The 16,990-nt window shown below is 52.7% G+C and carries 14 protein-coding genes, 1 tRNA gene and 2 rRNA genes; 4 read left to right on the top strand and 13 right to left on the bottom strand.

Going from position 1 to position 16,990, the window contains the following annotated elements:
* Positions 1 to 145 precede the first annotated feature (145 nt).
* The 3 genes from rrf (DFO52_RS11365) to rrf (DFO52_RS11375) all read left to right on the top strand — a co-directional run bounded on the left by rrf (DFO52_RS11365) (position 146) and on the right by rrf (DFO52_RS11375) (position 510).
* Positions 146 to 261 (top strand): 5S ribosomal RNA (gene rrf, locus DFO52_RS11365).
* Between the two features lie 14 nt (positions 262 to 275).
* Positions 276 to 351, top strand: a tRNA-Thr gene (locus tag DFO52_RS11370).
* Positions 352 to 394: 43 nt separating this feature from the next.
* A 5S ribosomal RNA gene (rrf, locus tag DFO52_RS11375) occupies positions 395 to 510 on the top strand.
* Between the two features lie 106 nt (positions 511 to 616).
* Here rrf (DFO52_RS11375) and DFO52_RS11380 read toward each other — a convergent pair.
* From DFO52_RS11380 to DFO52_RS11410, 7 genes are all read right to left on the bottom strand, one after another.
* Positions 617 to 1,375: an amino acid ABC transporter ATP-binding protein gene (locus DFO52_RS11380; RefSeq protein ID WP_133550411.1), complete on the bottom strand. Its 759-nt coding sequence runs from the start codon at positions 1,373 to 1,375 to the stop codon at positions 617 to 619.
* A gap of 7 nt (positions 1,376 to 1,382) precedes the next feature.
* Complete coding sequence (locus tag DFO52_RS11385; RefSeq protein WP_038417796.1) at positions 1,383 to 2,486, bottom strand: amino acid ABC transporter permease; 1,104 nt, start codon at positions 2,484 to 2,486, stop codon at positions 1,383 to 1,385.
* Between the two features lie 9 nt (positions 2,487 to 2,495).
* Entirely contained in the window at positions 2,496 to 3,677 is a 1,182-nt protein-coding gene (locus DFO52_RS11390) for an amino acid ABC transporter permease (RefSeq protein WP_133550412.1), read from the bottom strand.
* Positions 3,678 to 3,744: 67 nt separating this feature from the next.
* Positions 3,745 to 4,770: an amino acid ABC transporter substrate-binding protein gene (locus DFO52_RS11395; RefSeq protein ID WP_023333654.1), complete on the bottom strand. Its 1,026-nt coding sequence runs from the start codon at positions 4,768 to 4,770 to the stop codon at positions 3,745 to 3,747.
* A 473-nt stretch (positions 4,771 to 5,243) separates the two neighbouring features.
* Positions 5,244 to 5,465 (bottom strand): lipoprotein, encoded by a 222-nt coding sequence (locus DFO52_RS11400; protein WP_008502867.1) that lies wholly within the window; start codon positions 5,463 to 5,465, stop codon positions 5,244 to 5,246.
* A gap of 303 nt (positions 5,466 to 5,768) precedes the next feature.
* The gene (locus DFO52_RS11405) at positions 5,769 to 8,882 is read right to left on the bottom strand and encodes an efflux RND transporter permease subunit (protein ID WP_133550413.1); all 3,114 of its coding nucleotides are present in this window, start codon (positions 8,880 to 8,882) and stop codon (positions 5,769 to 5,771) included.
* Between the two features lie 11 nt (positions 8,883 to 8,893).
* On the bottom strand, positions 8,894 to 10,033 hold the full coding sequence (locus DFO52_RS11410; RefSeq protein WP_133550414.1) for an efflux RND transporter periplasmic adaptor subunit: 1,140 nt from the start codon (positions 10,031 to 10,033) through the stop codon (positions 8,894 to 8,896).
* Positions 10,034 to 10,420: 387 nt separating this feature from the next.
* Between DFO52_RS11410 and envR the strand changes: the two genes are divergently transcribed.
* Positions 10,421 to 11,140 carry an acrEF/envCD operon transcriptional regulator gene (gene envR, locus DFO52_RS11415; protein ID WP_133550415.1) on the top strand — a complete coding sequence of 240 codons (720 nt, stop codon included), beginning with the start codon at positions 10,421 to 10,423 and terminating at the stop codon, positions 11,138 to 11,140.
* Here the strand turns inward: envR and DFO52_RS11420 are convergent.
* The 6 genes from DFO52_RS11420 to prmA form a co-directional block, all read right to left on the bottom strand.
* Entirely contained in the window at positions 11,056 to 13,137 is a 2,082-nt protein-coding gene (locus tag DFO52_RS11420; RefSeq protein ID WP_133550416.1) for a bifunctional diguanylate cyclase/phosphodiesterase, read from the bottom strand. The genes envR and DFO52_RS11420 overlap by 85 nt on opposite strands.
* 139 nt (positions 13,138 to 13,276) lie before the next feature.
* Positions 13,277 to 13,441: a DUF2556 family protein gene (locus DFO52_RS11425; RefSeq protein WP_023309432.1), complete on the bottom strand. Its 165-nt coding sequence runs from the start codon at positions 13,439 to 13,441 to the stop codon at positions 13,277 to 13,279.
* 177 nt (positions 13,442 to 13,618) lie between these two features.
* Entirely contained in the window at positions 13,619 to 13,915 is a 297-nt protein-coding gene (gene fis, locus DFO52_RS11430; RefSeq protein ID WP_000462905.1) for a DNA-binding transcriptional regulator Fis, read from the bottom strand.
* 23 nt (positions 13,916 to 13,938) lie between these two features.
* A complete protein-coding gene (gene dusB / locus DFO52_RS11435; RefSeq protein WP_023309409.1) occupies positions 13,939 to 14,904 on the bottom strand; it encodes a tRNA dihydrouridine synthase DusB in 966 nt (321 codons plus the stop codon).
* Positions 14,905 to 15,234: 330 nt separating this feature from the next.
* A complete protein-coding gene (locus tag DFO52_RS11440; protein WP_133550632.1) occupies positions 15,235 to 15,975 on the bottom strand; it encodes a carbonic anhydrase family protein in 741 nt (246 codons plus the stop codon).
* 128 nt (positions 15,976 to 16,103) lie between these two features.
* On the bottom strand, positions 16,104 to 16,985 hold the full coding sequence (gene prmA, locus DFO52_RS11445) for a 50S ribosomal protein L11 methyltransferase (protein ID WP_133550417.1): 882 nt from the start codon (positions 16,983 to 16,985) through the stop codon (positions 16,104 to 16,106).
* Positions 16,986 to 16,990: the final 5 nt, after the last annotated feature.

Raw genomic sequence — 16,990 nt, forward strand, 5'->3', positions numbered from 1 at the left:
TGATAGGTCGGGTGTGTAAGCGCAGCGATGCGTTGAGCTAACCGATACTAATGAACCGTGAGGCTTAACCTTACAACGCCGAAGCTGTTTCGGCGAAGAGACAGACAATCAAATTTCAGCTTTGATACAGATTTAACAGAATTTGCCTGGCGGCTTTAGCGCGGTGGTCCCACCTGACCCCATGCCGAACTCAGAAGTGAAACGCCGTAGCGCCGATGGTAGTGTGGGGTCTCCCCATGTGAGAGTAGGGAACTGCCAGGCATCAAATTTAGCGTGCTGATATGGCTCAGTTGGTAGAGCGCACCCTTGGTAAGGGTGAGGTCCCCAGTTCGACTCTGGGTATCAGCACCACTTTATACTTAGGTTAAAGTTCGGCAAGAAGTAAAAGAATTTGTCTGGCGGCTTTAGCGCGGTGGTCCCACCTGACCCCATGCCGAACTCAGAAGTGAAACGCCGTAGCGCCGATGGTAGTGTGGGGTCTCCCCATGTGAGAGTAGGGAACTGCCAGACATCAAATAAGTGAGAAGGCCATCCGAAAGGATGGCCTTTTTGCGTTTATGCGCCGAAAAAAGGGTAGGCCGGGTAAGGCGATGCCTCCACCCGGCAGAGCAAACGACTAATGAATTACCTGCGAAAGGAATGCTCTCGTGCGTTCTGACTTCGGATGCGCAAAGAACTCATCCGGCGGTGCCTGCTCAACAATCTCCCCGCGGTCCATAAAGATCACCCGGTCGGCCACGGTTCGCGCAAACCCCATCTCATGCGTCACACACAGCATGGTCATGCCGGATTGAGCCAGCCCAATCATGGTGTCCAGAACCTCTTTCACCATTTCCGGATCGAGGGCAGATGTCGGTTCATCAAACAGCATAATTTTCGGTTTCATACACAGCGAACGGGCGATAGCCACACGCTGCTGTTGGCCACCCGATATCTGGCCCGGAAACTTATTAGCATGCTCTGCGATACGAACACGTTCCAGGTAGTACATTGCCAACGCCTCCGCTTCCTTTTTCGGCATCTTTCGTACCCAAATTGGCGCAAGCGTACAGTTCTGCAGAACGGTCAGGTGCGGAAACAGATTAAAGTGCTGAAATACCATTCCCACTTCCTGACGTACGCGCTCGATATTGCGGATATCTTCATTCAACTCGATACCATCAACCACAATGCGTCCTTGCTGATGTTCTTCAAGATGATTAATACAGCGAATGGTTGTGGATTTCCCGGATCCAGAAGGGCCGCAAAGGACAATGCGCTCTCCCTGCTTGACCTTAAGATTAATGTCCTTCAGGACATGAAATTGTCCGTACCATTTATTCACATTTTCCAGCGTAATCATCGCGTCGGCGGGTGTCATAGTTATTTGGCTCATAATTTCCTCAGTGCGGTGTACGCCCGGTGTTAAAGCGCTTTTCCAGATGCTGGCTGTAGCGCGACATGCTAAAACAAAAGATCCAGTAGATCAGGGCAGCAAAGACATATCCTTCGGTGGACATACCCAGCCAGACAGGGTCAACGGTTGCCTGTTGCACGCTGCTAAAGAGATCGAACAATCCGATGATGATCACCAGGCTGGTATCCTTGAAGAGGGCGATGATCGTGTTGACCAGACCCGGAATAACCAGCTTGAGTGCTTGTGGAAGAATGACCAGTCCCTGCGTTTTCCAGTAACCGAGAGCCAGTGATTCCGCCGCTTCGTACTGGCCCTTAGGCAACGCTTGCAGACCACCACGTACAACTTCAGCGACATAGGCGGACTGGAAGAGAATCACCCCCACCAGGGCACGGATCAGCTTGTCGATGGTTGTTCCCTCTGCCATAAACAGCGGCAGCATGACCGACGACATAAACAACACGGTGATAAGCGGTACGCCGCGCCAGAACTCAATGAATATAACGGAGAGCACGCGGACGATCGGCATTTTTGAACGCCGTCCCAGAGCCAGTAAAATCCCCCACGGTAAAGCACCGGCTATCCCCACTGAAGCGATAATCAGCGTCAGCGTCAGCCCGCCCCACTGGCGTGTTTCAACGCGTTCCAGTCCCAGGAAACCGCCATACAACAGTACCCAGACAATAATCGGATAAACCACTGCCCAGCCGGCAATATAGCGTCCCCGATGAGGCAGCTTTTTCCAGAACATGGCTGCGACAGAAAGCAGGCCGATAACCAGCGCCAGATTAATCCGCCAGCGCTGTTCGTGCGGATACAATCCATACATGAACTGGCCGAAGCGCTCATGAATAAACACCCAGCAGGCGCCGGCTTTAGTGCAGTCTGCTCGGGTTGAACCGACCCAGTTGGCCTGTAAAAACGCCCAATTCAGCAGGGGAGGAATCAATTCCCACATGAGCCACAGGCAGACAATCGTCAGCAGGCTATTACTCCAGCTGGAGAACAGATTCTTACGCGCCCACAGAATGAAACGTCCACCTGTCGAGTTGGCAGGGCGCGAGGAGTGCGACAGTATCGCTTTTGTCATCATAGATCCTTAGCGCTCGACCAGTGCTATACGGCGGTTATAAAGGTTCATCAGCAGTGAAATCACCAGGCTGATGATCAGATAGACAGACATCGTGATGGCGATGGTTTCAATGGCTTGTCCGGTCTGGTTAAGCACGGTTCCGGCGAAGAGTGACACCATATCCGGGTAACCAATGGCAGCGGCCAGAGACGAGTTTTTGACAATATTGAGATACTGGCTGGTCAGGGGAGGAATGATGACCCGTAAAGCCTGAGGAATAATGACCTGGCGAAGCGTCACGGTATGGGGCAATCCCAGCGAGCGTGCCGCCTCGTGCTGTCCATAAGGAACGGCCTGGATCCCTGCACGGATAATCTCTGCGATAAAGGCGGACGTATAAATCGACAGCGCCAGCGTCAGGGCTGCCAGCTCGGGAATTAATACCATCCCGCCCTGAAAGTTAAAGCCCCGCAGATGTGGAATATCCCAGTGCAGCGCTGCCCCAAACAGCCAGTGTGCAATTAGCGGCAGGCTAACGATCAGGACAGCTGCAGTGGGCCAGGTTCTACGAAGCTGACCGGTTTTGATCTGATGTTTGCGGTTAAAACGGAATACCCCCGCAGAGAGCGCAAGCGCTATCACAATCGCGCCGATAAAAGCGTACAGCCCTTCACCCGGCTGAGGAGAAGGGATGGACAAACCACGGTTACTCAGGAAAAACAGCTCAAACGCGTCGACGGCCTGGCGGGGACCGGGAAGGTTACGCAGTACGGCGAAATACCAGAAGAAGATCTGCAGCAGCGGGGGGATATTGCGGAACGTCTCAATATAAACAGTCGACAGTTTCCGCAGGAGCCAGTTTTCAGAAAGACGCGCCAGGCCAATAAAGAAGCCCAGTACCGACGCGAAGACGATACAAAGCGCCGATACCAACAGCGTATTCAGTAAACCGACTACGAACACGCGTCCGTACGTGTCACCTTCCTGGTAATCAATAAGGTGCTGAACAATACCAAACCCCGCGCTGCGATCTAAAAACGCGAAACCGGAAGTAATGCCGCGATTATTCAGGTTGGTGATGGTGTTATGGATGAGATACGCGGCGATGAGAACAACCGCAACAATAGCAATAATCTGGAATAGCCAGGCGCGGACCGCGGGATGAGAAAAGGATAGCGATCCTTTTACGGCTGAGCGGCGATGGGACATAAAGAAACCTCAGTAACCATGACTCTGGAGTGGGCACTGCCGGAGCAGTGCCCGTTACAGCTATGACTTAACGTACTGGTGGTGCGTACTGAATACCGCCGTTGTTCCAGAGATTGTTCTGGCCGCGTTTGATCTTCAGCGGGCTTTCCGATCCCACGTTGCGCTCAAAGATCTCAGAGTAGTTGCCCACCTGTTTGATGATGTTGTAAGCCCACTTGTTATCCAGCTTCAGATCCTTGCCGAAATCACCTTCTTTACCGAGCAGGTGTGCCATATCCGGGTTGGATGGTTTAGCGGCTTTTTCATCAACGTTTTTGGAATTGATGCCCATCTCTTCTGCGTTCAGCATGGCAAACAGCGTCCAGCGAACAATGGAGAACCAGTCTTCATCACCACGACGAACGACGGGGCCGAGAGGTTCTTTGGAGATCACTTCAGGCAGGACAATCCACTCTGCCGGGTTGCTCAGCTTAATGCGTAAGGCATACAGCTGTGACTGGTCAGAGGCCAGCGTGTCGCAACGGCCGGATTCCAGCGCTTTGGCCGATTCATCCGAGCGGTCGAATGTCACCGGGGTATATTTCATGTTGTTTGCTTTGAAATAATCCGCGACGTTCAGCTCGGTATCGGTGCCCGCCTGGATACAAACGGTGGCGCCATCCAGTTCCTTAGCGCTTTTCAGGCCAGCTTTATTGTGGGTCAGGAAGCCTATGCCGTCATAATAGGTCACGCCCGTAAATGACATCCCCATGCCTGCATCACGGGAGGAAGTCCAGGTGGTATTACGGGAGAGCATGTCGACCTCGCCGGACTGCAGCGCCGTAAAGCGCTCTTTCGCCGTCAGCGGGGTATATTTTACTTTGCTGTCATCGCCAAAAACGGCGGCTGCAACGCCACGGCAGACATCCACATCAATACCGGTAAATTTGCCGTTCGCATCGGCATAAGAGAAGCCAGGCAAACCGTCACTGATACCACATTGAACAAAACCTTTCTTTTTAACGGCATCCAGTGTCGTTCCCGCATGGGCTTGACCGGCTACGGCAAACAACATGCCTGCAGCGGCCAGGCTGGCTATCATCGTCTTTTTCATAATGCATCCTGTGTGGCGAAATTTATCGTTATAGAGGCGTTTTTAAACGCTTTACCTGTCTGTGGCTTTGGCCAACGTTTATAAAGCAAACGTAATGCCAGTTTTGCGTTCGACAAAATAAGAGACGAGTGAACGCTTAATGCTGAGTGTAGACAGGCTTAAATAAAACGAGCGCCCCGAAACGGTGCGAAATTACAACCTGTGCCACAAATCGGAGCAAAAGTTGCGAGTCGGGTCAGGAAAAAGAAGAGATAGTTTTCAGCGTGAATATTGGCAGGGTATTCAATAATATTAATGTGTGAAAATCATCACGATAGAATAAGTAATTTGAATGAGTAAGCGAAAAAGTTGTGACTGACTTCAGGCTTAGATTAATTTAGTGAATATATACAGGGCTATTTTTTTACTTATTTGAAAATACTGCACTCATTAAAAGCAAAAGCGCGGCCAGAGCCGCGCTTTCTCAACAGATGTTACTTGGTGAGGGCAACAATACCCAGCGTCAGACCCGCTACTGCGGCAGCACCGCCGGCGATAGCACCCGCAGTCTCCCAGTTATCCTGGGTGGTGCCTTTCATACAGGTATTGGTATGAACCAGTCGGCCCTGGTCGTCGTAAACCGGTACACATGGAGAGTCGTGCGCGCAACCAGCAAGCAGCGCAGCGAGAAGTGCAACGGAAATGAATCTTTTCATGATGTTACCTCAGTATTATTTCTCATCCGCTATAAAGCCAGGAGGGCGATTAACGAACTGGAGGTTATTTTACCACCGGGGTAAGTCCTCGTTACACGAGGAATAATCTCAAATTATGTAGTTTGTAAAAATCGTGGAGAAAAGTCGGTTTCAGGAGGAATTAATGGAGACATTATGGAGTTACAAGAGACTGTTTTTACTTAATGCAAATCATCATATTCTTAATGCTGCCTTTATGTAAAATCTAATTCGTTGTTTATGTTAAAAATAAAAAGGCACCAGAGATGCCTTTTCAGGGAAACATTAATCTTTATGGTGAGTAAACCGTCGCCGAACAACCACAAAGAAGACGGGCACGAAGAAAATTGCCAGAAGCGTTGCGGAAAGCATTCCCCCCATAACGCCCGTACCGACGGCGTTTTGCGCGCCGCTCCCGGCCCCGGTGCTGATTACCAGCGGCATGACGCCAAGAATAAAGGCCAGGGACGTCATCAGGATCGGTCGAAGGCGCATCCTGGAGGCTTCCAGCGTGGCTTCAATAATGCCTTTGCCTTCTTTATCCATCAGGTCTTTAGCAAATTCGACGATCAGGATGGCGTTTTTCGCCGATAAACCAATCGTCGTCAGCAGGCCGACCTGGAAATAGACGTCGTTGTTTAACCCGCGCAGCGACGCTGCGAGAAGAGCCCCAATGACCCCCAGCGGCACAACCAGCATGACGGAGAATGGAATGGACCAGCTTTCATACAGCGCAGCCAGGCACAGGAACACCACGATCAGTGAAATGGCGTACAGTGCTGGCGCCTGGTTACCCGAGAGGCGCTCCTGATAAGACATCCCCGTCCAGTCATAGCCGATGCCGGAAGGCAGTTTTGCCGCGAGGCTTTCCATCATAGCCATGGCCTCACCGGTACTTTTACCCGGAGCGGATTCACCCAGGATCTCCATAGAGGGCATCCCGTTATAGCGCTCCAGACGAGGTGAACCATAGACCCAGTGAGCGTTACTGAAGGCGGAGAACGGGACCATTTCCCCATTCGCGCTGCGCACGTAAAGGTTATTAATATCTCCTGGCAACATACGGAATTTTGCGTCGGCCTGGACGTAGACCTTTTTCACGCGCCCATGATCGATAAAGTCGTTCACATAGCTGCCACCTAAGGCCGTCGAAATCGTCTGGTTGACGTCAGAAAGACTGACGCCCAGCGCCTGCGCTTTCTCCTGATCGACATCCAGCTTGAACTGAGGCGTATCTTCAAGATCGTTAGGGCGCACGCGAACCAGCAGGTCAGGGTGCTCATGCACCATACTGAGCAGTTGGTTACGCGCCTGCGTCAGCTGGGTATGCCCCAGGTTGGCCTGATCGATCAATTCAAAATCGAAGCCCGTGGCGGTACCCAGTTCGATAATTGCAGGCAGGTTAAACGGGAACACGAGGCCGTCTTTAATTTGACTGAAGGCTTTCGTCGCGCGACCCACAATGGCTTCAACGCCGTTTTCCGCCCCCGGGCGCTCCTCCCAGGGCTTCAGGCTGACGAAGGCAATGCCGGCGTTCTGACCCTGGCCGCTAAAGCTAAAGCCGTTTACGGTAAAGACGGATTCAACGTTCGCTTTCTCTTTGTTCAGATAGTAGTCCTGAACCTGATCAAGGACCTGCTGAGTACGCGTCTGGGTTGCACCCGCCGGGAGTTGAACCATCGTCATAAATACCCCCTGATCCTCTTCGGGCAGGAAGGAGGTAGGCAAGCGCAGGAAGAGCACCGCCATCCCTCCGACGATAATGACGTACACCGCCAGATAGCGCCCTGTCTTACGCAAAATACCGCTCACGCTGTTGCTGTAGTGCTCCACGCTTTTATCAAAGAGCGCATTAAACCAGCCGAAGAAGCCCCCTTTTTTCTCATGATGGTCACCTGATACGGGCTTAAGCAACGTTGCACAGAGGGCGGGCGTCAGGATTAGCGCAACCAGTACGGACAAGGCCATAGCGGAAACGATAGTCAGCGAGAACTGGCGATAGATCGCCCCCGTCGAGCCGCCAAAAAAGGCCATCGGAATAAAGACCGCCGAGAGCACCATGGCGATCCCGACCAGTGCACCCTGGATCTGCTCCATCGACTTCTGCGTGGCCTCTTTCGGCGGCAGTTTGTCCTCGACCATGACGCGTTCAACGTTCTCAACGACCACGATAGCGTCATCGACCAGCAGACCTATCGCCAGCACCATGCCGAACATCGTCAGGGTATTGATGGAGAAACCGAATGCCGCCAGAACCGCAAAGGTACCCAGCAGAACAACCGGCACCGCGATAGTCGGGATGAGCGTCGCCCGCAGGTTTTGCAGGAACAGGTACATGACCAGAAAGACGAGAACGATTGCTTCAAACAGGGTCTTCACCACTTCGTGAATGGAGATCTTCACAAAAGGCGTGGTGTCATAGGGATAGACGACTTTCAGCCCCTGCGGGAAGAACTGCTGCAGCTGCGCCAGCTTGCTCTTAATGGCTGCCGCAGTGTCCAGCGCATTTGCCCCGGTTGCCAGCTTAATCCCCAGACCGGTTGCCGCCTGCCCGTTGATTTTAGTGACCATGTTGTAGTTTTCGCCGCCCAGCTCAATGCGAGCCACGTCCTTCAGATGAACCATCGAGCCGTCCTGGTTCACCTTCAGCGTCACGCGGCCAAACTCCTCCGGAGATTTCAGGCGGGTTTGCGCGATGATCGAGGCATTCAGCTGCTGCCCGGGAATGGACGGCGTTCCGCCCAGCTGGCCTGCCGCTATCTGATCGTTCTGCGTTTTCAGCTGGTTGATAATATCCTGCGGCGTCAGCTGGTATTTGTTCATCGCGTTGCTGTTGAGCCAGATGCGCATCGCATACTGAGCGCCAAACAGCTGAACGTCCCCGATGCCAGACGTTCGGCTGATGGCATCTTTGACGTTCGACGCGACATAGTCAGAGATGTCATTCTGCGTGAGATTTTTGTTGTCTGAAACAAAGCCGGCGACCAGCAGGAAGCTGCTGCTGGATTTCTCCACGCCAATCCCTTGCTGCTGTACCTCTTGCGGCAGCAGCGGCATGGCGAGCTGCAGCTTGTTCTGCACCTGCACCTGAGCGATGTCCGGATCGGTTCCTGACTCGAAGGTCAGGGTGATGGTGACGTTACCCGCTGAATCGCTGGTGGAGGACATATACATCAGCTTATCGATACCGTTCATGTTCTGCTCGATAACCTGGGTCACGGTATCCTGCACCGTTTGAGCGTCAGCTCCCGGGTAGGTCGCGGATATCGCCACGGCGGGAGGGGCAATGGTCGGATACTGTGCGACGGGAAGTTTGAGAATGGCCAGTCCGCCTGCAATCATCAAAATGATGGCAAGTACCCAGGCGAAAACCGGTCTCTGAATAAAGAAATTAGCCATGTCGTCGTCCCTTAACCGGCTGGCGTCGTGGTGGTATCCGGCGTGGCGACGACGGTTACCCCCGGTCTGACTTTCTGTAGCCCGCTGACAATCACGCGGTCACCGTTTTTCAGCCCTTCCGTCACCAGCCAGCGATCGCCAATTGCCTGAGGGGCCACGACGGTTCGCGGCTCAACCTGGTTTTTATCGTTCACCACCAGGACGGTTGCATCGCCTCGCGGTGTGCGGGTCACGCCTTGCTGTGGTACCAGAATCGCATCCGGCTGGGTGCCTTCATCAATGCGGGCGCGAACAAACATGCCGGGTAACAACAGATGCTGAGGGTTCGGGAAAATGGCGCGCAGGGTAATCGAGCCGGTACTTTCATCGACCGTGACGTCAGAGAACTGCAATGTGCCTTTCAGCGGATAGGGCTGCCCGTTCTCCATCAGCAGTTCAACGCTGCTGGCGGTATCGCCTTTTTGCAGGCTCGTCTGTTTCAGGCGCATAAAATCATTGCTGGACTGGGTGACATCGACATAAATCGGATCAAGCTGCTGGACCGTTGCCAGCGCTGCGGCTTGCCCGTTCGTCACCAGCGCCCCTTCGGTCACGCTGGATTTCCCGATACGACCATCAACCGGAGAGGTTACTTTGGTGTAGGCAAGGTTGATACGTGCGCTTTCAACGCCCGCTTTTGCGGCAACTACGCTGGCATCTGCCTGCTGAGCCGTCGCCACGGCCTGGTCATACTCCTGCTTACTGACATACTGGGTGCCTACCAGCGGGAGATAACGTTTCACCGTCAGGTGTGCAATATTGGCCGCCGCCTGAGCCTTCGCCAGTTCGCCTTTCGCGCTGTCATAGGCTGCCTGATAGGTCGCAGGATCAATCTGGTAGAGTGACTCGCCCGCTTTTACATCGCTACCCTCCGCGAAGTTACGGCGAAGGATAATGCCGCTAACCTGAGGACGAACCTCCGCAACGCGAAATGCATCTGTTCTGCCCGGGAGTTCAGTGGTGACAGCCAGAGGCGCGCTTTTCACAATATGCACGCTGACCTGAGGCGCCTGCAGGTGTTGTTGTTGATTTTCCTGACCATCGCATCCAGTGAGCAGTACCGTACAGACAATGAAACCGGATAAGGGCAAGCGTCTGAAATGATTCGTCATTACTGTTCCTTTAAATACCCATTAACCGATATATGCCGCAAATCGGTAGCAGAGGCAGAGGGATAAAAATAAAATGTAGCTGCGTATAATAATGAGGGTATTTAATGTTTTTTAATTTATAAGTGCGAATGACCATGCTTGTGGAAGAAAATCAGAATCAGACCAGCTTCATTCTGGGATATAGTTCAGGCATGTTAATCAGGTAAATGAGTTTAATATTTTATAATTATTCATTTCGTCAATTTAATTGATTGGATGTATTTGTATTAATTATAAATCAAGAGGGGTGACTTTTTTTGTGCAAAATTAAAACGGATTTTAGTGAATACTTACATTTGCATGAACGCAATATGACCTTTAAACCTTGTGAGTAACGAGTAGTTGCCTATGGCGCGTAAAAAGAAAGAAGAGGCTCAACAAACCCGGCAGCAGCTGATTGAGGCGGCTATCGGACAGTTTGCCACGCGTGGCGTAGCCAGCACGACGCTGACGGATATCGCTGATGCCGCTAAGTTGACTCGCGGCGCGATCTACTGGCACTTCACCAGTAAATCTGAAATATTTAATGCCATCTGGGAACACCAATTACCGCTTCGCGACATTATTCACGACAGGCTTTCGCTTTCCGATAGTGACGATCCATTGTTAAAACTTCGTGAGCAATTTATTACCGCGCTGCAGTATATTGCCCATGAACCCCGGCAATGTGCGCTTTTACAAATTCTGTATCATAAGTGTGAATTTAGCAGTGATATGATTTCTGAGCGTGAAATCAGAAAGCGTATCGGATTCAACGATGACACGCTACGTGCCGCGCTGGAGACCTGTATTTCGCGGAACATCATTTCGCCACAGGTGAATGTTGATCTCACCTTGATTGTATTCCACGGTTTTTTTAGCGGAATAATTAAAAACTGGTTAATGAATAACGATAGTTTTAATCTTTATCAGCAGGCTCCCGCTCTGGTCGATAGCATACTGGCGACACTCCCGGTTATTCGCGTGTCGCCAGATGAGGGTGCTTACTGCTCAGCGCCAGGTAACATTTCCCCTCGGGCACAAAGTGCTTCTATGGTCTGCGCGCTGACGGGTTTACCTAACAGATAACCCTGAAGGGTGTTACAGCCAAGCTCGGTTAAAAAGGCTTGCTGCGCTTCGGTTTCCACACCTTCAGCCACGACTTTCAGGTTAAGTGTTTTAGCGAGAGCCACAATTGCTGAGACAATAGTGGCATCCTCGCTCTCGCCGCTGAGCTCTTTCACAAACGCCCTGTCGATTTTCAATTCGCAGGCCGGTAAGCGCTTGAGGTACAGCAGGCTCGAATATCCGGTGCCAAAATCATCAATGGAGGCCTTCACGCCTGCATCCGTCAGCTCTGTCAGCACCCGTACGCTCTCATCCGGGTTGCTCATCGCCGTGGTTTCCGTCACTTCGAGGATCAACATTTCCGGTGGCACCTGGTGAAGTGCCAGGCAGTCGAGAACCGTTTTAACCAGCGAAGGTTGTTCAAACTGCAGTGTCGACAGATTTACCGCCATTGACCAGCTTTGATGCCCCTGGAGATGCCATTCCCGCAGCTGGCGACAGGCTTCATTAATCACCCAGTTGCCAATGGGGACGATTAGCCCCGTTTTTTCCGCCAGCGGCAGAAAAAGGTCCGGCGTCAGTAGCCCCTGTTTAGGATGCTGCCAGCGCAATAACGCCTCGAATCCGAGGACCGGGCCCGCCGGGGCGTGAAATTTTGGCTGATACAGCAGGCGCAGCTCATTGCGATCGACCGCCATCCACAGATCGTTCATTAACTGGAGATGGGTCTGCGCCAGGGTGTTCATGGAGGGCTGGAAAAAGTGGTAACCGTTACGGCCCATATGCTTCGTGTGATACATCGCCGCGTCGGCGTTAAACATCAGCTCACGCTCGGTTTTGCCGTCGTGAGGGTAGAGCGCGATACCAATGCTGAGGGTCACTACCAGTTCATAGGGGCTGAGATTGAACGGGCTATCGATCGCGCGCACCAGCGAATTTGCCAGCGATGCCGCGTCGTCCGGACCTTCTCCCTCAGCCAGCAGAACAAACTCATCACCGCCAATACGTGCAAGGGTGAACTGGCCTTTCAGGAGAAGCAGCAGACGCTGCGTAACGGCGACCAGCAGCCTGTCACCGACATCATGTCCGTAGGCATCATTGATGGCTTTAAAGCCGTCAAGATCCATGAACATCAGGGCAAAGTGGTTCCCTTCACGATCGGCTTTGCTGATGGCCTGATCGAGTCTGTCTTCCAGCAGGATACGGTTGGGCAGGCGCGTCAGGGTATCGTGTAGCGCCAGCTGAGCGAGTTCCCGGTTAGCTTCTGCCAGCGACGAGGCCAGAAGGGCGGTACGTGCCTGAAGGCGGGCATCCAGCATCGAGACCAGCAGGGTGATCCCAAGAATTGAGAGCGCGACGACGCTGACCAGTACCGCCAGCCAGCTCCCGTTGATACCCTCATGGTGAACCATTGTGGACATCGGAAACTGCGCCGCTTTCATCCCGGCATAGTGCATACCGGCAATGGCAATCCCCATCGTGATGGCTGCTCCCATGCGCATCAGCACGACCTGCGCGGCTTCGCGACGCAGGCGGAAGGTGAGCCATAATGCCGCGAGCGAAGCAGCAAGCGCAATCACGACCGAAATGGCCACCCAGACCTTGTCCCAGATAATCCCGGGCATCACTTCCAGCGCCGCCATGCCGGTGTAATGCATAGCAACAATACCGCTTCCCATCACCAGCGCGCCGGGCAGCAGTCGGCGCAGGCGTAGTTGCTCGCAGCTCACGAGCCATAGCGCAAACAGCGACGAACCTATGGCGATGACCATGGATAGCACCGTCAGGGTGGCGTTATAGCTCATGCTCATGGAGAGGTCCATCGCCAGCATGCCGATAAAATGCATGGCCCACACGCCGATGCCCATAGCAATACCTCCGCCAGCCAGCCAGACGCGGGCAGCGACGCCCTCACTCCCGGCGACGCGTGCAGCCATGTTCAGCGCGGTATAAGCAGCAAGGATGGCAACAACAAAGGAGAGGACGACAAGGATATGGTTGTATTGGCTGACCAGCATGGACGGTTCTACTCGAGTGTGGGGTTACGCTAGAGCGGTTGAGAAGGGCGAGACATTATCACCGTCAGGTAATGGCTCAAAGGGATTTAAATCCCCGTTTTTAGTGGGTAATAACGGGGTGATTTGCGCAATCGGGCGGTTAGTCGAGCTCTGAGCAGTTTACGAGTTTCAGCGGATTAACGGAGTTCATATTGCGACACTTATCGGTTTCGGTGCTCATTAGTTCAATCCACTGCATCAGGAGTGTATCGAAAATGAGAACGGAGATTGCAAAGACAACCAGCCACCAGTATTTACGAATCATTGTGTCATTCCGCGGGAAGATCGCCAGTAAGGTGGGGGAAATATACACGAAAAACCGTGGTTGAAAAGCGGGAGAGGCGAAGGTTTACAATGCGTTGACGGAGAAGCGCAAATAATAAAAAAGGCGCTTCCCCATGCCGAAGAGCGCCTTTTTAAACAAGCATTTAACTGATTAGTATCAGTTCATGCCGTATTTTTTCAGTTTCTTACGCAGAGTACCACGGTTGATACCCATCATCAGCGCAGCGCGGGTTTGGTTACCGCGGGTGTATTGCATCACCATGTCCAACAGTGGCTGTTCAACTTCAGCCAGTACCAGCTCATACAGGTCATTAACATCCTGACCGTTCAGTTGAGCAAAATAGTTCTTCAGTGCCTGTTTAACCGAGTCACGCAGGGGCTTTTGAGTTACCTGGTCCTGAGAGTTAACGGTAGAAACGGTCAGTACGTCAGAATTTACGCGTTGTTCGAACATAGTTCTGTCAGCTCTTTATTTCATTACGCAAGATTTTCGAAGTATGCCTCCAACGCCTCCAGCTGTACGCTGGCATCCTCTATGGCGTTGAATGTGCGCCGAAACTGGTCATCTGGAGCGTGCTCCTGGAGATACCAGGAGACGTGTTTACGCGCAATTCGGTACCCTTTTGCCTGACCGTAGTGGTCATGCAGTTCCCGAACATGCGAACAAAGCAAGCGCTTAACCTCTGCCAGAGGCAGCGGGGCAAGCAGCTCCCCAGTGTCCAGATAATGCTGGATTTCCCGGAAGATCCAGGGTCTTCCCTGAGCTGCACGTCCTATCATCAGAGCATCAGCTCCCGTATAGTCGAGTACAGCCCTGGCTTTAAGCGGGTCAGTTATGTCGCCATTCGCGATAATCGGAATGGAAACTTTCTGCTTAACTGCCCGAATGCTGTCGTATTCAGCTTCACCGTTGAACAAACAGGCGCGAGTGCGTCCATGGATGGTCAGGGCCTGAATGCCACAGTCTTCGGCCAGTTGGGCAATCTCTACACAGTTACGGTGTTCCGGCGACCAACCCGTGCGAATCTTCAACGTAACAGGAACGTCCACCGCGCTGACAACCGCCGTCAGGATAGCTTTCACCTGGTCGGGGTATTGCAGAAGGGCTGAACCTGCAAGCTTGCGATTCACCTTTTTGGCCGGGCACCCCATATTGATATCAATAATCTGGGCACCACTTTCCACGTTAATCCGCGCGGCATCTGCCATCTCTTCAGGCACGCTTCCGGCAATTTGCACGGTGCGAATACCTGGTTCATCAACGTGCACCATCCGAAGGCGGGATTTATCGCTTTCCCAAACCTGCGGGTTAGACGACATCATCTCGGATACGGTTAAACCGGCTCCCATCTCATAGCACAGCGTCCTGAACGGCCGGTCTGTAATACCTGCCATTGGGGCTGCGATCAGGCGATTTCTAAGCTGGTGGTGTCCGATGCGCATGAGTTAAGAAATGACCATACTGTGACTGCAAGGCGGCGTATATTACGCATTTTTTGCACGAGATGAAAGGCCAAACTTTGAACAATCCACTGTTGTAGATCAAGGAATCGCCGCCCAATCTTTCCGTTCAAAATTATTCATTATTTAAATCATTAAGTTATATGATAATGGTTATTTTATCGACGCTTACAATTTCCCGTAACTTCTCATCATTTCTGAATAAATGCGTTACTGAAGCGGGATAATCTGCTGTTTTTAGCAGCAGATTTCCCCACTTCTTTGCGATCTGCGTCGCATTTTAGAACATGATCATCATGCGAAAAATGTGTGTTATTCGACCACTACGCGCCCATGCAGCGACTGTACCGGACGGTTATTATCGTGATGCATCGTCTGGGTGAATCTGGCCAGCTGTTCTGCAGAAACCGTCAGGGGCTGCTTAAGCACAATCCAGGTGACGCCTTCTGTACACGGTGGGGTGGTCAGTGAACCGCTAAAGCGCCAGTACGTTTTATCTTTTGGCAGCAGTTTGTTCAGGTTGAGATCCTGTTTGATGGAGACGTTCTGCTCGGCCTGCTGAGGCATAACGCGCCACAGTTTTTCTAGCTCCGGGTTTGCGGCTCCTTTATCAAACATGACCGCCACCACCGTCAGTTCCCCACTGGCATTTTTATGGACCAGATGCATTTCCATCGCGTATCTCTTGCCATGCACGGTGTTTTCGCTCGGCGCGTGGAAATGGAACTGCTGTAACGTCCAGGTTTGCTTATCAAGAGTAAGGGTATCTAGAGTGTTAGCCTGTTCACTTGCCTGAATGGTATGGCCGTTGTTTGTCAGTGTAACAGGGCCATCAACGTAGTGGGTTTGTAGCGGGGAGAGATGGGCGTTAGCGGTCGAATCAATATTAACAGGAGACTGGTTCATTCCGCTTTGACAGGTCTTGTATGCCTCGTCCAGCTCACTCCAGTGTTCCGGCGATCCTTCCCCTTCGTAGCTCCAGTGTGATGCGAATGTTGAAGCCGAGATCATGCTCAGCGCCAGCAGCGCTGCCTTGCCTGTAACGTGTGTCATCATATTCTTCCGGTGAATTTTTGTAATACAAATCAGCATGATTTGTAGGGTTATTTTACCGAAGAATGACCCGGGGAGAGAGGATTATCAGAGGGGGAGAGGCGTGGTCAGATGACCACGCCAAATGCTTATTTTTTACGACCTGTGATGCGGCACCACTCTTCTTTTTCTACCACCGGGTCAAGGGCAAAGAGATCGGCGTAGGCTTCACACACGCTGTCGGCCTGGCTCGCCAGGATACCGGAAAGACCCAGCAGACCGCCCTCAACGGGCAGCACGCTGATTAACGGAGCCAGTTCGCGCAGTGGGCCCGCCAGAATGTTTGCGACCACCACATCGGCTTTCATGGCTTCTGGCTGTGCATCCGGCAGATACAGCTCCAGACGATCGGAGACGCCGTTACGCTCGGCATTATCGCGGCTGGCCTGAATAGCCTGCGGATCGATATCGATCCCGATGGCTTTTGCCGCGCCCAGCTTCAGGGCTGCAATCGCGAGGATCCCGGATCCACAGCCGAAGTCGATCACTGTCTTACCGTCCAGATCCAGACCATCCAGCCACTGCAGGCACAGGGACGTGGTGGGGTGAGTACCGGTACCAAACGCCAGGCCCGGGTCGAGCATCACGTTGACCGCATTCTCGTCCGGAACGTCGCGCCAGCTTGGGCAGATCCACAGACGTTTGCCGAACTGCATCGGGTGGAAGTTATCCATCCACTCGCGTTCCCAGTCTTTGTCTTCCAGCTGTTCGATTTTGTGCACGAAACCCGAGCCCAGCAGAGGATGATTCTCCAGAATCGCGACAACCTCTTTCATATCGGTTTCGGCATCAAACAGGCCAATAACGTCGGTATCACCCCACAGGCGGGTTTCGCCCGGCAGCGGCTCAAAGACCGGCGTGTCATGCGTGTCCTGGAAGGTGATAGAGACCGAACCGGCCTCCATCAGCGCATCGCTCAGTTCCTCGGCGTTCGCGCCGGTTGTGTTCAGTTTTAGTTGGATCCACGGCATGGCAA

The organism is Enterobacter sp. AG326, assembly GCF_004362415.1.
Classification (GTDB): Bacteria; Pseudomonadota; Gammaproteobacteria; order Enterobacterales; family Enterobacteriaceae; genus Enterobacter; species Enterobacter asburiae.